The sequence below is a fragment of the Leifsonia xyli genome, from assembly GCA_001647635.1.
Taxonomy (GTDB): Bacteria; Actinomycetota; Actinomycetes; order Actinomycetales; family Microbacteriaceae; genus Leifsonia; species Leifsonia xyli_A.
In genome coordinates, this window is record CP014761.1 from 3,189,854 (window position 1) to 3,208,586 (window position 18,733).

General features: G+C 72.8%; 16 protein-coding genes and 1 pseudogene. 9 read left to right on the forward strand and 8 right to left on the reverse strand.

Annotation, left to right across the window (positions count from 1 at the left end):
* Positions 1-15 precede the first annotated feature (15 nt).
* From A0130_15600 to A0130_15615, 4 genes are all read left to right on the forward strand, one after another.
* Complete coding sequence (locus A0130_15600; GenBank protein ID ANF32897.1) at positions 16-978, forward strand: UDP-glucose 4-epimerase GalE; 963 nt, start codon at positions 16-18, stop codon at positions 976-978.
* A 240-nt stretch (positions 979-1,218) separates the two neighbouring features.
* The gene (locus A0130_15605) at positions 1,219-1,488 is read left to right on the forward strand and encodes a transcription factor WhiB (GenBank protein ID ANF33488.1); all 270 of its coding nucleotides are present in this window, start codon (positions 1,219-1,221) and stop codon (positions 1,486-1,488) included.
* An 81-nt stretch (positions 1,489-1,569) separates the two neighbouring features.
* Positions 1,570-4,758, forward strand: coding sequence for a hypothetical protein (locus A0130_15610; protein ANF32898.1), 3,189 nt, complete (start codon positions 1,570-1,572; stop codon positions 4,756-4,758).
* Entirely contained in the window at positions 4,751-6,181 is a 1,431-nt protein-coding gene (locus A0130_15615; GenBank protein ANF32899.1) for a hypothetical protein, read from the forward strand. Before A0130_15610 ends, A0130_15615 begins: the two co-directional genes overlap by 8 nt.
* 18 nt (positions 6,182-6,199) lie before the next feature.
* Here A0130_15615 and A0130_15620 read toward each other — a convergent pair whose 3' ends face one another.
* On the reverse strand, positions 6,200-6,643 hold the full coding sequence (locus A0130_15620; protein ID ANF32900.1) for a hypothetical protein: 444 nt from the start codon (positions 6,641-6,643) through the stop codon (positions 6,200-6,202).
* Positions 6,644-6,685: 42 nt separating this feature from the next.
* Between A0130_15620 and A0130_15625 the strand changes: the two genes are divergently transcribed.
* The 4 genes from A0130_15625 (at position 6,686) to A0130_15640 (ending at position 10,466) form a co-directional block, all read left to right on the forward strand.
* Positions 6,686-6,892, forward strand: coding sequence for an alcohol dehydrogenase (locus tag A0130_15625; protein ID ANF32901.1), 207 nt, complete (start codon positions 6,686-6,688; stop codon positions 6,890-6,892).
* A 28-nt stretch (positions 6,893-6,920) separates the two neighbouring features.
* A complete protein-coding gene (gene manB, locus A0130_15630; protein ID ANF32902.1) occupies positions 6,921-8,345 on the forward strand; it encodes a phosphomannomutase/phosphoglucomutase in 1,425 nt (474 codons plus the stop codon).
* 91 nt (positions 8,346-8,436) lie between these two features.
* The gene (locus A0130_15635) at positions 8,437-9,915 is read left to right on the forward strand and encodes an adenosylhomocysteinase (GenBank protein ID ANF32903.1); all 1,479 of its coding nucleotides are present in this window, start codon (positions 8,437-8,439) and stop codon (positions 9,913-9,915) included.
* Positions 9,915-10,466, forward strand: a complete 552-nt coding sequence (locus A0130_15640; protein ID ANF32904.1) for an acetyltransferase — start codon at positions 9,915-9,917, stop codon at positions 10,464-10,466. Before A0130_15635 ends, A0130_15640 begins: the two co-directional genes overlap by 1 nt.
* Position 10,467: 1 nt before the next feature.
* Here the strand turns inward: A0130_15640 and A0130_15645 are convergent, their stop codons facing one another.
* Positions 10,468-11,145: a cyclase gene (locus tag A0130_15645; protein ANF32905.1), complete on the reverse strand. Its 678-nt coding sequence runs from the start codon at positions 11,143-11,145 to the stop codon at positions 10,468-10,470.
* Positions 11,146-11,179: 34 nt separating this feature from the next.
* Positions 11,180-12,018: pseudogene (locus A0130_15650) on the reverse strand (hypothetical protein).
* Positions 12,019-12,035: 17 nt separating this feature from the next.
* Between A0130_15650 and A0130_15655 the strand changes: the two are divergent.
* Positions 12,036-13,031, forward strand: coding sequence for a hypothetical protein (locus A0130_15655; protein ID ANF32906.1), 996 nt, complete (start codon positions 12,036-12,038; stop codon positions 13,029-13,031).
* A gap of 24 nt (positions 13,032-13,055) precedes the next feature.
* Here the strand turns inward: A0130_15655 and A0130_15660 are convergent, their stop codons facing one another.
* The 5 genes from A0130_15660 to A0130_15680 form a co-directional block, all read right to left on the reverse strand.
* Positions 13,056-14,396, reverse strand: coding sequence for a hypothetical protein (locus A0130_15660; protein ID ANF32907.1), 1,341 nt, complete (start codon positions 14,394-14,396; stop codon positions 13,056-13,058).
* Positions 14,397-14,405: 9 nt separating this feature from the next.
* A complete protein-coding gene (locus A0130_15665; protein ANF33489.1) occupies positions 14,406-15,347 on the reverse strand; it encodes an AAA family ATPase in 942 nt (313 codons plus the stop codon).
* 65 nt (positions 15,348-15,412) lie between these two features.
* The gene (locus tag A0130_15670; GenBank protein ID ANF33490.1) at positions 15,413-16,678 is read right to left on the reverse strand and encodes a hypothetical protein; all 1,266 of its coding nucleotides are present in this window, start codon (positions 16,676-16,678) and stop codon (positions 15,413-15,415) included.
* A 14-nt stretch (positions 16,679-16,692) separates the two neighbouring features.
* Positions 16,693-17,352 carry a hypothetical protein gene (locus A0130_15675; GenBank protein ANF32908.1) on the reverse strand — a complete coding sequence of 220 codons (660 nt, stop codon included), beginning with the start codon at positions 17,350-17,352 and terminating at the stop codon, positions 16,693-16,695.
* Entirely contained in the window at positions 17,337-18,608 is a 1,272-nt protein-coding gene (locus A0130_15680; protein ID ANF32909.1) for a hypothetical protein, read from the reverse strand. The genes A0130_15675 and A0130_15680 overlap by 16 nt, the downstream gene beginning before the upstream one ends.
* Between the last annotated feature and the right edge of the window lie 125 nt (positions 18,609-18,733).

Sequence of the window (18,733 nt, forward strand, 5' to 3'; positions counted from 1 at the left end):
ACAGGAGGTTCGCCCGTGGCGTGGTTGGTGACCGGAGGAGCAGGCTACATCGGGGCGCACGTGGTGCGTGCGTTCCGCCAGGAGGGCATCGACGTGGTCGTGGTCGACGACCTGTCGAGCGGGCGCGAGGAGTTCGTGCCCGCGGGCGTCCCGTTCTACCGGGGCACCCTCCTGGACGGCGAGCTGCTGTCGCGGATCTTCGCCGAGAACCCCGTCAGCGGCGTCGTGCACGTCGCCGGCTTCAAGTACGCGGGCGTCTCCGTCCAGCGTCCTCTGCACACCTACGAGCAGAACGTCACCGCCACCGCCGTCCTGCTGGCCGCGATGCAGGATGCCGGGGTCGACGCCATCGTGTTCTCGTCGTCCGCCGCGGTGTACGGGACGCCGGATGTGGACATCGTCACCGAGGCCACCCCCAAGAGCCCGGAGTCGCCGTACGGCGAGTCCAAGCTGATCGGGGAGTGGCTGCTCCGGGACCAGGGCGTCGCCGCGGCGCTGCGCCACACCTCCCTCCGCTACTTCAACGTCGTCGGCTCCGGGGATGTGAGCCTGCGCGACACCAGCCCGCACAATCTCTTCCCGCTCGTCTTCGACGCGCTCGCCGAGGGGCGCACTCCGCGCATCAACGGCACCGACTATCCGACGCCGGACGGCACGTGCGTCCGCGACTACATCCACGTCGCCGACCTGGCGGTGTCGCACGTCGCGGCGGCCAAGCGGCTGGATGCGCACCAGCCGATCGAGCCCGTCTACAATCTGGGCAGCGGCGAGGGGGTCAGCGTCCGCCAGATCATGGACACGGTGGCCGAGGTGACCGGAATCGCCTTCACCCCAGAAGTGGGGCCTCGACGGCCGGGGGACCCGGCGAGGATCGTGGCCTCAGGAGAGCTCGCCGCGCGCGATCTCGACTGGAAGATGCGTCACACCCTCGACGAGATGGTGCGCAGCGCCTGGGAAGCGCGCCAGGCGGCGTCCTGACACCCCTTCGGCCGAGCGGTTCCGGTTCGGGCGTGTCGCGATTGTTGTCGTTCTCCGGCGCGTCGCGAACTCTCGACCAGCGGTCAAGGCTTTACGATTCGCGACTTGACGTGAGCGAATGACAACGGTGTAATTAGGGCACACGGGAATCTCGTGTTTCAGCAGTTCATGGGTGGGGAGACCGATATGCCAGTTCCCGAATATCGTGCGGGTGTTCCCGACGACTGGTTCGTCGACCCGATCACGCTCGGAGTCCCCGGAGTCCGGTCAGCAGACGTCGACGACGACAACCCGCTGTCCTGGCAGTCCGACGCGCTCTGCGCTCAGACCGACCCCGAGGCCTTCTTCCCGGAGAAGGGCGGCTCGACGCGCGACGCCAAGCGCATCTGCACCTCGTGCGAGGTGCGCGCCCAGTGCCTCGAGTACGCGCTCGCCAACGACGAGCGGTTCGGGATCTGGGGCGGGCTCTCCGAGCGCGAGCGCCGCAAGCTGCGCAAGCGCGCCGGCTGACCGCGCACTTCTGACCGCAATGGCACGCCGCGCCCGGCGCAAAGACGCGATCGGCGCGACCCCGACCTAGGCTGACTCCCGATGTATCCGAGAGTCACCGCCATCGTCGTCGCCCAGAGCGGCGGCCCCCACCTGCAGCGCACTCTCGACGCCCTCGCGGAGCAGACCCGACGACCGGACGCCGTGATCGCCGTCGACTGCGCCTCCACCGACGACGCCGCCCGGCTGCTGTCCGACGCCCAGCCCACCCAGCTGATCTCCCTCCCCGAGAAGCTGCCCTTCGGCGCCTCCGTCGCCGCGGCCGTCCGCGTCCTCCCTCCCGCCGGCGGAGCCGAGCAGCTGCTGTGGCTGCTCGCCCAGGACACCGCCCCGGAACCGCAGGCGCTCGAGTCGCTGCTCGCCGCCCTGGAGGTGTCGCCCTCCGTCGCGATCGTCGGGCCCAAGCTCGTCGACTGGGACGACCCCGCGTTCATCCGGGAGTTCGGCGAGGCGATGACGCCGTTCGGCGCCTCGGTGCCGCTGGTCGAGAACGAGCTCGACCAGGCGCAGCACGACGGCCTCAGCGACGTGCTCGCCGTCTCCAGCGCCGGGATGCTGGTACGTCAGGCGCTCTGGGAGCGGCTCGACGGCTTCGACCCCGCGCTCCCGACCATCGACGACGGGCTCGACTTCTGCACCCGCGCCCGCCTCGCGGGCTTCCGCGTGACCCTCGTCGCGTCCGCCCGGGTCGCCCTCGCCGGCGACGGACTCGCCGGCCCGAACCTCAGCCCGAAGTGGACGGTGCGCCGCCGGCTCGCGGGGGAGCGCCGTCGCGCCCAGCTGCACCGCCGCATGGTCTACGCGCCGGGATGGACGGTGCCGCTGCACTGGCTGACCCTCGTTCCGCTCGGCATCCTGCGCGGCCTCCTGCGGCTCCTGCGCAAGGAGCCGGGATCCATCGGGGGAGAGCTGGGAGCCGCCTTCCGGGTCGCGTTCTCGGGCGTGGCGGTCGGGAACGCCCGACGCCGGCTCGCCTCCGCGCGGGAGGTCGGCTGGGCCGCCGTCGCGCCCCTGCGCATCCCGTTCGCCGAGGTTCGCCGCGCCCGCGCGCTCAAACGCGAAGCGGCGACCGTGCGGCTGCAGGGCGAACGACAGGACCTCGACTTCTTCGGCACCGGCGGGGGATGGGCGGTGCTCACCGCCCTCGTCGTCGGCCTCGCCCTGTTCTTCCCGCTCATCGGCTCCGGCGCCCTGAGCGGCGGGGGACTGCTGCCCCTCGACACCTCGGTCGGCCAGCTCTGGGCGAATCTCGGCTACGGCTGGCGCGACGTGAGCCTCGGCTTCACCGGCGCCGCCGATCCGTTCTCGGCGGTGCTGGCCGTCCTCGGCACGCTCACCTTCTGGCAGCCGTCTCTGGCGCTCGTCCTGCTCTGGATCCTCGCCCTGCCGCTCGCGGCTCTCGGGGCGTGGCTGGCCGCCGCGCGCCTGACGAACCGCGGCGTCCTCCGCACGGTCGGCGCCCTCGCGTACGCCCTCGCCCCCACGCTCCTCGTGGCCCTGCAGGGCGGCCGACCAGCCGCGGTGCTCGCGCACATCCTGCTGCCGTGGCTGTTCTTCGCCGGGCTCGCCGCACGACGGTCGTGGGCCGCCAGCGCGACCACCGCGCTGCTCGCCGCCGCGACCGTCGCGTGCGCGCCCATCCTCATCCCGGCCCTCGCGGTCGCCTGGATCGCCGCCATCGCGTTCGCCGGACGGCGCGCCGCCCGCATCGTGCTCATCCCGCTGCCCGCGGTCGTGCTGTTCGCGCCGCTGGCCTGGCAGCAGATCTCCCGCGGCGCGTGGCTGTCCGTCCTGGCGGATCCGGGCGTCCCGCTGGATGCGAAGCAGACTCCCGCCTGGCAGCTCGCCCTGGGCTTCCCCGACGGGACGCTCGGAGGCTGGCACGCGCTCGCGCAGGCCCTCCACGTGTCGACGGCATCGGCGAACATCCTGGTGCCGATCCTGCTGGCGCCGCTCGGCATCCTGGCGATCCTCGCGCTGTTCCTCCGCGGCACGGTGCGCGCCATCATCGCCCTGATCGTGGCCCTCGCCGGCTTCCTGACCGCCGTCGCCGCGCTGCATCTCCAGCTGGCCGTCGCCGGCGGAACGGCGGTGCCGATCTGGCCGGGCAGCGCGCTCAGCCTGTACTGGCTCGGACTTGTCGGGGCCGCGGTGCTCGCCCTCTCCGCCCTCGGGCGCGCGGCCGCCTACCCGGCCTGGGTGGCGATCGTGACGCTCGCGGTCGCCTCCGTACCGATCGGGATCGCGACCCTCAGCGGCCACGCTCAGGTCGCCGAGAGCGACGGACGCACACTGCCTGCGGTGGTCACGGCGAAGGCGGCCACCGCGCCGCGCACTGGGACGCTGCGGATCGTCCCGCAGCCCGACGGCGGCATCCGCGCCGACGTGGTCCGCGGCACCGGGCAGACCCTCGACGACCAGTCGACCCTCGCGGACACCGAGCGCAGCCTCTCGCCCGCGCAGCAGAGCCTGGCGACGCTCGCCGGCAACCTCTCGTCGCGCAGCGGTTACGACGCGTCGGGCGAGCTCAAGCGGCTCGGCATCGACTTCGTCCTGCTGACGCCGTCGGCGACGGCCCTCGGCTCGGAGGACACGACGACGGCCGACGCGACCCGCAGTCGCGCGGCGGTGGCGATGGATGCCAACCCGCTGCTCGCGCCGGTCGGGTCAACCGGCACCGGGCGGCTGTGGGCGTTCGACCGCGGAACCGCCGACGTGCCCGCGGCCGCGAAGATCCCGGCGGACGCCGGCGGATGGTGGCGCATCCTCATCCTGGTCGTTCAGGGCCTGGTCATCGGCGTCACGCTCCTGCTCGCCATCCCGACCACGCGGTCGGCCGACCGGGTGTCGGAGCTGTCCGCCCGCCGGCCGCGCCGCACCGAGAAGGAGCGCGCGGTCGAGCCCGACGACGAGCCGCACCGGCCGGAGGCGGCCTCGGACGGCGTCGCCGCCGAGACCCTCGACGAGTACGAGGCGGAGCCGGAGGGCGAGGCCGTCGTGGAGTCGGCGGAGGAGGAGGACGTGCCCGCGCCGGCCGCGGCTCCCGAGCCGGAGCCCGAGCCCGAGCCGGATCCCGAGCCCGTCTACGAACCCGATCCGGATCTCGACAGCCCCCGCGACCGCCAGGAGGAGCGCGTGACCACCCCACCCGCCCCGACCACGCTCGAGGAGGGCCTGGAGGAGACCATCATCCGACCCCGCGTCCGTTTCGAGGGAGGCGACCGTGGCTGACCGCAGGGGGATCGCCCGCATCGGCATGCGCACCGCCGGAGGCCTCGTCGGCGTCGCCGTCGCCGTCGTCGTCATCGCAGGCACCACCCTTCTCCCACTTCAGGACGTCGCCATCGGCGTTCCCGCGAAGACCGTGACCCCGGTCGCCGCGGACCAGCAGCGCGTCTGCCCGGGCCCGCTGCTCGAGCTGGCCGCCGACGCCGGCGCAGCCACCCGGCCCAGCGCCGTCGGGACGCCGGAGTACGCCGTCAGCAGCCAGGACGCCGAGATCAGCGGCCTCAAGCCCGACGCCGACAGCGACTCCTCCGATCAGGCGCCGCAGCTCGTCTCGCTTCGGACGCCGCAGGGCGCCACCGCACCACCGCTCTTCGCCGCCGCGCAGACTCAGACGGCGTCGACCGAGGACCTGACGGGGCTCGCCGCCGCGGCGTGCGCCGAGCCCAGCGCCGACACCTGGCTCGTCGCCGGGTCGACGTCCCTCGGCCAGACCAGCCTCGTGCTCCTGTCGAACGCGAGCGCAGTGGATGCGACCGTCGACCTGACGATCTACACCGAGTCCGGCGCCGTGAGCGCCCCCGGTGCGACAGGCATCCTGGTGCCCGCCGGGTCGCAGAAGGTGGTCCCGCTCGCCGGTCTCGCTCCCTCCGCCGCCGCGCCGGTGGTGCGGGTCACGACGAGCGGCGGCGAGGTCGTCGCCTCCCTCCAGCAGAGCTACGAGCAGGGCATCCAGCCGCGCGGAGCCGAACTGGCCGGCGCGACCGGTCTGCCCGGCCGACAGCAGATCATCCCGGGCGTCACCATCGCGTCGATGGACGCCGTCCAGAGCGCACAGTCCGCCGAGGGCGTGAGCGTCGACTTCCCCGTCGTCCGGCTCCTCGTTCCGGGTGACGCCGACGCCAAGGTCACCGTCGGAGCGGTCGGCGAGGCGGGCACGGCGGCGGGCAACTCGTACGCCACCACGGTCAAGGCCGGCACGGTCGCCGAGGTCCCGCTGGAGAACCTCAAGGACGGCAGCTACACCGTCACCGTCAACTCCGACGTCCCCGTGGTCGCCGCCGTGCGCACGACCGTGATCGGCTCGAAGACCCGCGACTTCAGCTGGTTCTCGTCGGCACGTCCGCTGCAGAAGGACCTGGTCGCCTCCGTGCCCTCCGGCGCTGCCGCGACCCTGCACTTCGCCAACGCGGGCGACAAGGACGCCACGGTCACCGTCAAGGGCGTGCGCGGAGGCGGCGCGCCGACCACGCTCACCGTCCCGGCCGAGGGTGGCGCCCAGGTGAAGGTCGCCCCGGGCACCTACACGGTGACCGGCGCGGAGGGTCTCACCGGAAGCGTCAGCCTCTCGGCCGACGGACGCGCGAGCAGCTTCGTGCTGGCGCCGCCCGGACCGCTCGCAGCGCCCATCACGGTCTACCCGAACTGACGCCGCGGGACGCCGTCGTCAGAAGTGGCGGTAGCGGTCGGGCGCCAGGTCCCACGGGTCCTTGCCGAGCAGCTCGGCGACCGCACGGAAGACGCATCCCTCGATGTACATGCGGCGGTGCAGGTCGTCGTCGCGGTGCAGCTTGGTGAGACGCTGGATCGGGACGCGGTACAGCACGATGCGGCGGCGGGACGCATCCACCCGCCAGCGGTCGACGCCGTCTGCTCCCGAATTGCCGATCGGGGTCGCCGCGACCTCGAAGTGCACGTCGGCGAGCTCCTCCGGCCAGATCCCCTTGAGGTAGTCGGCGGTGGACGCGACGGTCATGTCGAAGAAGTCGATCCGGTTCTGCAGCATGGGCAGGTGCGGACCGGTCACCGGGCCGCGCGCGCCGCGGCCGTGCCTGCTCCGCCAGCGGCTGGTCGCCGGGGTCTGACTGCTGGTGCGGCGGTTGCGGGGCATGTCGCCATCCTACGTCCGCCGCGAACCGCTATCCTGTCCCCGATGTTGAGCCGTCCCTGTTCCCGAGTCGCGTGCCCGCGCGACGCCGTGCAGACGCTCACGTACGTTTACGCCGACTCCATGGCCGTCATCGGACCGCTGAGCCTCTCGCACGAGCCGCACTCGTACGACCTGTGCGCCATCCACGCCGAGCGCTTGTCCGCGCCGCAGGGCTGGCAGATCGTCCGCCACGTCGGCGTGACCGACTGAAGAGGCCACCTCGCGGTAAGTTGGGGCCATGAGCACGCCCAGCGATCCGCGCCTGCAGTCCGTCGTCAAGACCTACGACATCCGCGGATTGGTCGGCAAGGACCTCGCGGAGGACGTGGTCGAGGCCATCGCCGCCGCCTTCGTCGACGAGGTGGACGCTGCGGGGAGCGACGTCATCGTCGGCCACGACATGCGCGACTCGTCCCCGGCCTTCGCCGCGGCGTTCGCCCGGGGCGCTCAGGCGCGCGGCGCCGACGTCGTCTCCATCGGGCTCTGCTCGACGGACGAGTCCTACTTCGCCTCCGGCTACCTCGAGGCGCCCGCCGCCATGTTCACCGCGAGCCACAACCCGCCGACCTACAACGGCATCAAGCTCTCCCGCGCCGGGGCGCAGGGCCTGAGCATGGACACCGGGCTCGGCGCCGTCCGCGACCGCGCGGACGCGTACCTGCGCGACGGCATCCCCGCGGTGGAGCGTCTGGGGACCTTCCGCGAGGAGGACGTCCTCGACCGCTATGCGGCCTATTTGCGCTCGCTCGTCGACCTGAGCGGGATCCGGCCGATCACGGTCGTGGTCGACGCCGGCAACGGGATGGGCGGACTGACCGTTCCCGCCGTGCTGGAGGAGGCGGCGGGGCTGCCCGCCCTGCCGATCACGGTCATCCCGCTGTACTTCGAGCTCGACGGCACCTTCCCGAACCACGAAGCGAACCCGCTGGAGCCGAAGAACCTCGTCGACCTGCAGCGCGCCGTCGTCGAGCACGGCGCCGACCTCGGGCTCGCCTTCGACGGCGACGCCGACCGCTGCTTCGTCGTGGACGAGCGCGGCTCGGCCGTCACACCGTCGGCCGTGGCGGCGATCGTGGCGCTCCGCGAGATCGCGCGGGCGCGTGCCGAGGATCCGGACGCCGAGATCACGGTCATCCACAACCTCATCACGTCCAACATCGTCCCGGAGACGATCGAGGCCGCGGGCGCGGTGCCGCTGCGCACGCGCGTCGGCCACACGCTCATCAAGGACGCCATGCGCCGGTCCGGCGCGGTGTTCGGCGGCGAGCACTCGGCGCACTACTACTTCCGCGACTTCTGGAGCGCTGACAACGGGATGCTGGCGGCCATGCACCTGCTCGCCGAGTTCGGCTCGCAGGAGCGTCCTCTGTCCGAGCTGGCGGCCCAATACACGCCGTACGCCATGTCGGGGGAGATCAACTCCACCGTGGACGACGTGCCCGCGGCGTTCACCCGCGTGGTCGAGGCCTTCACGAACCGCGCCGACTTCGACGAGCTGGACGGCCTCACCGTCACCGGCCGGGTCGGACAGGACGAGACGTTCTGGTGGTTCTCGGTTCGCCCGTCCAACACCGAGCCCCTGCTCCGGCTGAACGTCGAGGCCGGAGACCAGGCGACGATGGCCCGCATCCGCGACGAGGTGCTGGCGCTGATTCGTTCCTAGGGTCACCTCGGTCGCAGGCTCCCTCGGCGCTAGGGTCGCAGGACCGCTCCGCGCTCCTTCCAAGCTCCACCGCGCATGAGAGGATAGGGCCATGCCAGCTTCCACTTCGACCGCCCTGCCGTTCAAGGTCGCCGACCTGTCCCTCGCCGAAGCGGGACGTCACCAGATCCGCCTCGCCGAGAACGAGATGCCGGGTCTGATGGCCCTCCGCGCCGAGTTCGGCGACTCGCAGCCGCTCGCCGGCGCCCGCATCGCCGGCTCCCTGCACATGACCGTGCAGACCGCCGTGCTCATCGAGACGCTGGTGGCGCTCGGCGCGCGCGTCCGCTGGGCCAGCTGCAACATCTTCTCCACGCAGGACGAGGCGGCCGCCGCGATCGCCGTCGGTCCGACGGGCACCCCCGACGCCCCCGCCGGCGTCCCGGTCTTCGCCTGGAAGGGCGAGACCCTGGAGGAGTACTGGTGGTGCACCCAGCAGATCTTCGACTGGTCCGCGGAGGCCGCGGCCGACGGCGCCGACTACCTCGGCCCGAACCTGATCCTCGACGACGGCGGCGACGCCACCCTGCTCGTCCACAAGGGCCGCGAGTTCGAGCTCGCCGGCGCCGTCCCGGACGACGCCCCCGGCGACAGCCACGAGTACCGCGTCATCCTCGCCGCTCTCCGCGCCTCCCTCGCCCAGTCGAAGGATCGCTGGACGCGCATCTCCGGCGACATCCTCGGCGTCACGGAGGAGACCACCACCGGCGTCCACCGCTTGTACGAGCTGGCGAAGGCCGGACAGCTGCTGTTCCCGGCGATCAACGTCAACGACTCGGTCACGAAGAGCAAGTTCGACAACAAGTACGGCATCCGCCACTCCCTGCCGGACGGCCTCAACCGCGCCACCGACGTCCTCATGGGCGGCAAGGTCGCCTTCGTCGCGGGCTACGGCGACGTCGGCAAGGGCGCGGCCGAGGCGCTGCGCGGCCAGGGCGCGCGCGTCATCGTCAGCGAGGTCGACCCGATCAACGCGCTGCAGGCGGCGATGGACGGCTACCAGGTCGCGCGTCTCGAGTCGGTGATCGACCAGATCGACATCCTCATCACAGGAACGGGCAACCTCAACGTCGTCACGCTCGACCACCTGCTCGGGCTCAAGCACCTCGCGATCGTCGCCAACGTCGGCCACTTCGACAACGAGATCGACATGGCCTCGCTCGAGGCGCTGGAGGGCGCGGAGAAGGTCGAGATCAAGCCGCAGGTCCACGAGTGGCGCCTGCCGACCGGACGCAGCATCCTGGTGCTCTCCGAGGGCCGCCTGATGAACCTGGGCAACGCCACGGGCCACCCGAGCTTCGTCATGAGCAACTCGTTCACCAACCAGGTGCTCGCGCAGCTCGAGCTGTACGTCTCGACCGAGAACTACCCGGTCGGCGTCTACGTGCTGCCGAAGCACCTCGACGAGAAGGTCGCGCGCCTGCACCTCGACGCCCTCGGCGTCGAGCTGACCACGCTCACGGAGGAGCAGGCGGCCTACATCGGCGTGTCCGTCGACGGCCCCTACAAGGTCGACCACTACCGCTACTGATGGTGCTCGACTTCGCCGACCGGGAGCTGCCCGGCGGCCTGATCCTCCGGGTCCGGAAGGAGCAGGACGCCGCGGCGCTCGCCGCCGCCTACCAGCGCAATCGCGGGCACCTCGCGCCGTGGGACCCGACGCGCACGGAGGACTTCTTCACCGAGGGCGGCCAGCTGGCGCAGACGCGCGAACTGCTCGCCTTGCGCGAGATGGACGCGACGCTGCCGCTGGTGCTCGTCGAGGGCGGCGAGATCGCCGGCGGGATGACGCTCAGCGGCATCGTCCGCGGCGCCTTCCAGTCGGCGACGGTCGGCTACTGGCTCGACCGCGACCACACCGGACGCGGCCTGGCGTCGGCGGCGCTCTCGGCCGTGATCGAGGCCTCCCGCGACCAGTACGGGCTCCACCGCATCCAGGCGGCGACGCTGCTGGCCAACCACGCCTCGCAGTCGGTGCTCACCCGGGCGGGGTTCGAGCGCATCGGCGTCGCGCCGAAGTACCTGCAGATCGCCGGACGCTGGCAGGACCACGTCCTGTTCCAGCGCATCCTTCACGACTGAGTCAGCCCGGCAGCTCCGCGAACGCGCGCACCGGGAAGGTGCCGAAGCCCTCGATCGCCGGGGGAGCGGCGGTGAAGCGGGCGCCGCGCTCCGGCAGCTCGCCGAGCCGCGTCAGGTGCTCGACCACGTGGATGCCGGCGGCGAGCAGGATGCTGTGCGCCGGTCTGCTGCCGCCGCCCTCGGTGTCGTCGATGTTGAGCGAGTCGATGCCGACCAGGGCGACGCCCGCCTCCACCAGCGCCTGCGCCCCCTCCTCGGTGAGGAACGGGGCGCCCGCCGCGTACGCGGGGGTGCCGAAGTGCGCATCCCACCCCGTTCGCAGCAGCACGGCGCCACCCGGTTCGCCGACTCCGGCGACGGCCGAGGCGGGGACGCCGCGAGCGTCACGCACGCCGTCGCTCCAGTCGACGACCCCCGCCGGGAGGCCGACCAGCGTCGCCAGGTCGAGCCCGGCGAGGTCGCGGCCGTCCGCGTAGCGGTGGAACGGGCTGTCGAGATAGGTGCCCGTGTTGCCGATCATCGTGATCACGTCCATCGCGAACTCCGTGCCCAGTGCGTAGACCTCGCGGGAGGCCTCGCGGGTCAGGTGCGGCGTGATCGTCGGCGCGGGGAGCCCGGGATAGGTGACGAGCCCGGCGCGGATCGGGTGGCTGAGGTCGACGATGCGGCGTGCGGTCACGGTGCTCCTATGGATCGGGGTCGGCGTCGAGCGCTCAGCGCTCGGGGAAGCCGTGCGGCAGCGCGCCGAGCACCGGTTCGAGCCGTTCCAGCCGCTGCTTCTCCAGCTCGAGTCCGCGCGCGTCGCGCTCCCGCCGCAGCACCGCGACGGCGACGAGGAACGTCTCGGCGTCGACCGGGGGACGGGGGAGACGTAGGGCACCGCTTCACGCGCCAACTCGGTGCTGAGGCCGAGGCGCGCGGCCGGCGTCAGGTCCGGCGCCTGGCGGATGAACTGCGCGATCCGGCGCGAGAGCCGGTCCGGCAGGCGCGCGACGTCCGCGGTCGCCGCCCAGGCGGTCAGGTGCGGGGCGAGGTAGAGGGGCAGCGGGGTCGGCTTCGGAACGCGCACGAGCTGGCTGTACGTTCCCGCAAGCAGGTCGCCGAGCCGCTTCGACCGGGTGTTGAGCAGGCCGGTCAGCGCGGCGACGGCGCCGACCGTCATGAAGATCTCGAGAACGCCGACGAGGGCGCGGATGAACGAGTGCCGGAAGCCGATGGCCCCTCCGTCGTCGCGCACGATCCGCGCGCCGACCGCGAGCTTGCCGAGCGAGCGGCCTCGGGACGCGAGCTCGACCGTCGTCGGCAGGACCACCATCCCGAACACCAGGATGAGCACCACCAAAGCCCGGGCAAGGGCCTGATCCAGGCCGCCGCCGGTGGCCGCCAGCAGCAGGATGCAGCCGAACATGACCAGCATGTACACGAGCCAGTCGATGATGCAGCCGGCCGCCCGCAGGATGTAGCTGGCGGGCTTCACGTCGAGCGCGACGGCTTCGCCGGTGACCAGCTCGCGCTCGTCCCGCGACGCGCTCCCCGGCCCCGCCTGCATCATAGATATCATCTAAGCAGATGGACCTCGACGCCTACACCGCCGCGCGCAGCGCCGACTGGGAGGAGCTCTCCCGGCTGGCCGCGAAGCGACGCCTCGACGGGGCCGAGGCCGACCGGCTGATCGACCTCTACCAGTCCGGCGCGGCCGACCTGTCGGCCCTCCAGACCAGCGCGGGAGCGACCACCGCGGGCGATCGGCTCTCGCTCGCGCTGTCGAACGCCCGGCTGCGCTTCACCGGCGCCGGAGCCAACCTGTTCGCGCAGCTGCCGCGCTTCTTCGTGCTGCAGCTGCCCGCCGCGCTCTACCGCCTCCGCTGGATCGTGCTGGCCGTCGCCCTCGCCACAGCCGTGATCGCCACGCTGTACGCGCTGTGGATCACCGGCAACCCGGACGTGCTCCGCAATCTCGGCGACGACGCGAACCTGCGCCGCTACGTGGAGCACGACTTCATCGACTACTACTCGAACAACCCGGCCGCGTCGTTCGCGGGCCAGGTGTGGACGAACAACGCCTGGATCGCGGCACAGTGCATCGCGTTCGGCATCACCGGCCTCTACGTTCCGTACGTGCTCATCCAGAACGCGGTCGGCGTCGGCACCGCGGCGGGCGTGATGTTCGCCTACGGCCGCGGCGACGTGCTGTTCTCCTACATCGTCCCGCACGGCCTGCTCGAGCTCACCAGCGTCTTCGTCGCCGCGGCCGCGGGCCTCCGCATCTTCTGGGCCTGGATCGCCCCCGGCGCGCGCACCCGCGGCCAGGCGCTCGCCGAGGACGGCCGGGCGCTGTTCACGGTCGCCGTCGGCTGCGCCATCTCCCTATTCGTCTCCGGGCTCATCGAGGGCTTCGTGACGCCATCCGGCCTGCCCGTCTGGGCGAAGATCGGAATCGGGGCGCTCGCCCTGGCCGCATTCCTGACCTACATGCTGGTGCTCGGGCGGCGCGCCGTGCGTGCCGGCGAGACGGGAGACCTCACCGAGTACGAAGCGGGGACGCGACGCATCGTCGCCGGGTGACCGACCGGCTGTCGACGCCGCGCGTCAGAGCCGTCCGGCGGCCTTCAGCGCCAGGTACCGGTCGGCGAGTGCCGGCGGCAGGTCCGCGGGTGCCCCGGTCACCACATCCCCGCCGAGCCGGCGCACCGCGGCCGCGACGCGGCTGACGTCGAGCAGCGAGCGCTCGGCGGCCGCCGCCCGGTAGACCGCCTCGCGGTTCGGCCGCTCGCGCGTTGCCGCCAGCGTGTCCGGGTCGGTAACGCTCGCGACCACGACGAGGTGCTTGGCGGTCAGCTGGGGGAGGGCGGAGAGCAGCCCGCGCGACGCGCCGGGGGACTCGATCGAGGTGAGCAGCACGACCAGCGACCGCTGCGACGTGACCTGCGCCACCTGCGACGGCACGGCCGACCAGTCCATCTCGATGAGGGCGGGCTCGATCCCGGCCATCGCATCCACCATCCGCGACAGCAGCTCCGGGCCGGAGGCTCCCTGCACCCGGCCGCGGACGACCCGGTCGTACGCGATCAGATCCACCCGGTCGCCCGCGCGCGTGGCCAGGGCGGCGAGCAGCAGCGAGGACTCGAACGCGGTGTCGATCCGCGGCTCGTCGGCGACGCGTGCGGCGGAGGTGCGCGCGGTGTCGATCACGATGACCACGCGCCGGTCGCGCTCGGGTCGCCAGGTGCGGACCATCACCCGGGCGCCGCGTCCGCCGGTCGGGTCGTGTCGGCGTGCCGTCGCCCGCCAGTCGATCGAGCGCACGTCGTCACCGCGCACGTACTCGCGCAGCGAGTCGAACTCGGTCCCCTGGCCGCGGAGCAGCACGGTCGTGCTCCCCTCCAGCTCACGCAGGCGGGCGAGTCGCGAGGGCAGGTGCTTGCGGGCGGTGAACGGCGGCAGCACCCGGATGCGGCCCGGCGCCTCGAGCGTCGCCTGCCGCGCCCACAGGTGCAGGGGCCCCCAGGACCGCACAGTGACGGCCGCCACGCGGCGTTCGCCGCGCCGCCACGGGCGCAGCGACGCGACGACGCGGCGGCGCTCGCCGGCCAGGATCGAGACCCGCGTGCGTGTCGGTGCGGCGCCGGCGGAAGGCTCCCAGGCGTCGCGCACGGTGCCGCGGAGCGTCCGGCGACCTGCGTTCGTCACCAGCAGCTCCGACTCCGCCTCTGCTCCGAGGCGCACGCGAGCCGGGAGCGTGCGCTCCAGCCGGACCGCGCGCGGCGAGGCGGCCGCCGTCAGGTCGATCGCCCCCAGGAGGATGCACAGCACGAGCCAGCCGCCCAGCGCGAGGTACGCGGTCGCGTCGTTCCCGCCGCCCAGTCCGAGCAGCACGACGGGGACGACGCCCAGCGCGAGCAGGGCGACGAAGCGTCCGGATACGGTCACGTCGGGCGCCTAGATCGGGACCTGGACCTGCTGGACGATCGACTGCAGGATCGCGTCCGCGCCCACGCCCTCCAGCTCCGCCTCGGGCCGCAGTTGGATGCGGTGGCGCCAGACCGGGAGCAGCATCGCCTGCACGTGGTCCGGCGTGATCGAGTCGTAGCCGGACAGCCACGCCCAGGCCTTGGCGGCCGCGAGGAGCGCGGTCGTCCCGCGCGGGCTCACGCCGAGCTTCACCGACGGGCTGCGCCGGGTGGCCCGCGCGAGGTCGACGATGTAGGCGAGAACGTCACCGTTCGCTCCGACGGTCGCCGCGGACGCCCGCGCGGCGGCCAGCTCCGCGGCCCCGAGCACCGGGGTCACGCCGGCGGACGCGAGGTCGCGCGGGTTGAACCCGGCGGCGTGCCGGCGCAGCACCTCCACCTCGGTGTCGCGCTCCGGCACGTCGAGCGTGAGCTTCAGCAGGAAGCGGTCGAGCTGGGCCTCGGGGAGCGCGTAGGTGCCCTCGTACTCGATCGGGTTCTGGGTCGCCGCGACGATGAAGGGGTCGGGGAGGCGGCGGCTGACGCCGTCCACGCTGACCTGGCGCTCCTCCATCGCCTCCAGCAGCGCGGACTGGGTCTTCGGAGGCGTGCGGTTGATCTCGTCGGCGAGCAGGATGTTGGTGAACACCGGTCCCTCGCGGAACACGAAGCCGCCCGTCTGCGCGTCGTACACGAGCGACCCGGTCACGTCGCCCGGCATCAGGTCGGGCGTGAACTGCACGCGCTTGGTGTCGAGGCTGAGCGCCTGGCTGAGCGACCGCACGAGGAGGGTCTTCGCCACGCCCGGGACGCCCTCCAGGAGGACGTGGCCGCGAGCGAGCAGCGCGATGATGAGCCCGGTGACCGCGCCGTCCTGGCCCACGACCGCTTTGCCGACCTCCGTGCGCACCCCGGCCAGGGCGGAGCGCAACTGCGCGGCATCGGCGGAGGCGCCGGGGGAGGAGGCGGGGAATCCTGTCCCCGTGGTGACGTCGGTCATTCGCTCATTCTTCCGTTCTGGCCCGGATCGGGCGGGGACGTGGGCGGTGCGGCGGTCGGCGAGACGGCGTCCGCCGCGGCGCGTTCGAGGTCCGCGAGGTCGTCCGAGAGCCGCAGCAGGTCGCGGTCGGTGGTGGGGACGCGGTCGACGAGGACGTCGCGGACGCGCATCCGGTCGGCTCGCAGCAGCGCCGCGACGGCGTCTGCGACCTCGAGCGTGGTCGCGGTGGCCGGCAGGCCGACGACGACGGAGAGGCGCCCGATCGTCCCGACGCGCAGCGCGTCGGCGGCGCGCAGCCTCGCGGAGGACCGCTGGTAGAGCCGGGCGCGGCCTTCCCGGGTCTCCCCGGCGCGGACGACCACCGGCAGGTTCTCGACGACGAGCGGCCCGAAGCGCCGTCCGCGCCAGACGGCGGCCGCGATGAACACGACCATCAGCAGGAGCATCACGGGCGTGACCCAGCCCGGGGTGAGCGCCGCGATGTCCGGCGGCCCGGTGACCGGACGGTCGTCGATCGACGGGAGATACCAGACCAGCGTGCGGTGGGCGCCGAGCAGGTTGAGCGCCAGCGCCGCGTTCCCCTCGCGCTCCACGCCGTCGTTCGTGAGCACGGCGGCGGAACCCAGGAGGTACAGCGTCGAATCGTCGAACGTCGTGCGGACGAGCGACGTCCGTCCGCCCGCGTCCGTGAAGCACGCGACGCCGTCGCCGGCGACCCGGAACGTGCCGGGATGGATGTGCTCCTCCGTGTTGGGGGTGCTGCGCGGGTCGATGCGCTCGGCCCGCTCGGCCGCGCGGACGCCGCACCCGGCGGTGACAGCCCCGCGCGGTGCGCCGGCCGCAGTGACGTCGGGCGCGACCGTCCGCAGAGCCGCGAATCCCGGCTCGACCAGCACGAGGGTGCGTCCGTCGCCCGCGAGCGATCGGTAGCCCGAGGAGGACAGGTTTCCCTGCGGGTCGTACATGAGCACGGTCGCCTCGTCCGCGGCCGCCCGCGTGGCGTCGGCGAGCGTGGTGACCGGATGGATCGTCACGCCCTGATCCTTCAGCACCTGGGCGACCGCCTCGGCGCCGGCCGGGGCGGCGTTGGCCGGGTCGACGGGCGTGCCCTCGCCGCTGCGCCCGCCGGTCAGCAGGATGCCGAAGAGCGCGATGACGACCGCGATCGCGGCCAGGACGATCCACGGCACGGCCCGCCGCGCCGTCTGACGGACCGTGGGCGAGACCGCCGGAGCGGGCGCCGTCACGTCCCGGTCGCGCACCGGTGCGGACGCGGTCACGACGTCACCGCCGCCGCGGGGACGCGCACCCGCTGCAGGCGCTGATCCAGGGCGACCAGCTGCTGGTAGGCGGCCTCGGTGCCCGGCCGATCGAGGTAGCGCACGTCGTCGAAGGAGCGCGCCGCAGCTCGCAGGGCCTCGCGCTCGTCCGGCGCGACCGCGGCGGTGCGCTGGGCGAACTCCGTCGCCGTCGTCCCCGGCGTCACGCGCACGAGTGTGCGCTCGTCCAGCGACACCGCGATCGCACGGAACTGCTCCTCCACCGCGACCACCCAGTCGCCCGCGCGCGCCGCGCGTTCCGCGGCCGCACGCAGGTCGGCGGCGCTGCGGGAGTCCTCGTGGCCGAACAGCGACCGCCGCTCGCGCTCCGACCGGCGATTGACCCGCGGACGGCCGAACACGAAGAAGGCGACCGCGATCAGCCCGGCGATCACCAGCACCACGACGAGGAGCAGCACCGGGCCGCCGTTGGCTCCCGGGCCCTGGAACAGCGAGGCGAGCCAGTCCTGCACGGCCTTCGACGCCAGATCGAACCAGGTCGGTTTGGCGGCCTGGTACTGCGGGCGCGCGAGCTCGTCGCGCAGCCACTGCTGCGCCTCCGGCGAGCTCGGGTCCACCGGGATGTCGACGTGGAACACGATCAGCCGGCCGGCCACCCGGGAGCCGCGGCGGGCGGCTGCGCCCGCTCGGCCGGCGGCAGGTACGGGTCGGGCAGCTCCTGGCCGGTCTGGCGCGCTTCGACGAACCGCACGAGGTCGAGGTCGAGACCCTCCTTGCGCATCCGCAGGTCGAGGTAGAGCAGCGCGACCGTGGCGTTCTGGATGACGCTGCCGATGGCTCCCACGATCGACGTCACGATGCTCGCCAGCACGTTGACGCTCAGCTGCGTGACCAGCAGCTGGGTCATCGGGTCGCCGGAGCTCGCCTGTGTCGGTGCGAGCACCCCGCCGAGGAACCCGCCGACGAGGCCGAACGGGATGCTGATCGTCTGGGTGATCGCGTAGACGATCAGCCAGACCAGGGTGATGATGCCGAAGGTCCGCCAGAAGTAGTTGTTCGTGAGGCGCCACGACCGCGCCACCGCTGCGGTGAGCGGCAACCGCTCCAGCACGATGGCGGAGGGCACCATGGCGAGCTTCGTGTTGACCCAGATGGCGAGGGCGGCGAGACCGAAGCCGCCGACGATCCCGGCCGACACCGCGCCGATCACGCCGGCGGTCCCTCCGAGCATCGCCAGGACGACGACCACGGTCGTGACCAGCGCCACGGCGACGATCCAGGCCAGCCCGAGCAGCAGGGTCCAGCCGATCAGGGCCCCGACGCGCCCGCGCACCAGGCGCCACAGGGAGCCGAACGTCAGCTTCTCGCCCAGAGTCTCACGGGCGACTTCCCCGACGATCACGCCCTGCAGCAGCGCGCTGAAGACGGTCGTGATGAGCAACGAGAGGACGCCGAGGACGATGATGCCGCCGACCGCTCCGGCCTGCAGGGTGGGCTGATCGGCCACGTCGCCGTTCGCGATGCGCCCGGCGAGCAGCGCGACACCGCCCGCGATGACGATGCTGACCACGATCGACGGGATGCCCTGCAGCACGAGGGCGGCGCCCACGGTGACCCGCGGGTTGCGCCGGAGCGCCTGGAACGGCGCCGCCAGCAGCGGGCCCAGCGTGAGCGGGCGCAGCGGGATGAGTCCAGGCTTCGGCGGGGGAGTCCACCCGGGCTGCTGACCCGGCTGCCCGTAGCCCGGGTACGGCCCGTACTGGGGCGGCTGCCCGTACGGCGGCGGCTGCCCGTACTGCGGCTGCCCGTACTGCGGCTGCCCGTACGGCTGCTGCGGCTGCTGCGGCTGCCCGGCACCCTGCCACCCGGACCCCTGCGAGCCCGGCGCCTGCCAGTTCTGTTCGTCGGTCACGCCGTGCCCTTCCGTCCCCGCGCGTCGTGCGTTGGTCCCATGCTGGCACATCGGCCTCGCGAGCGATGTCCCATCCACAGGGCACGTGATGCATTCATTCAAGCCCGTATCAGGACTGCTCCATT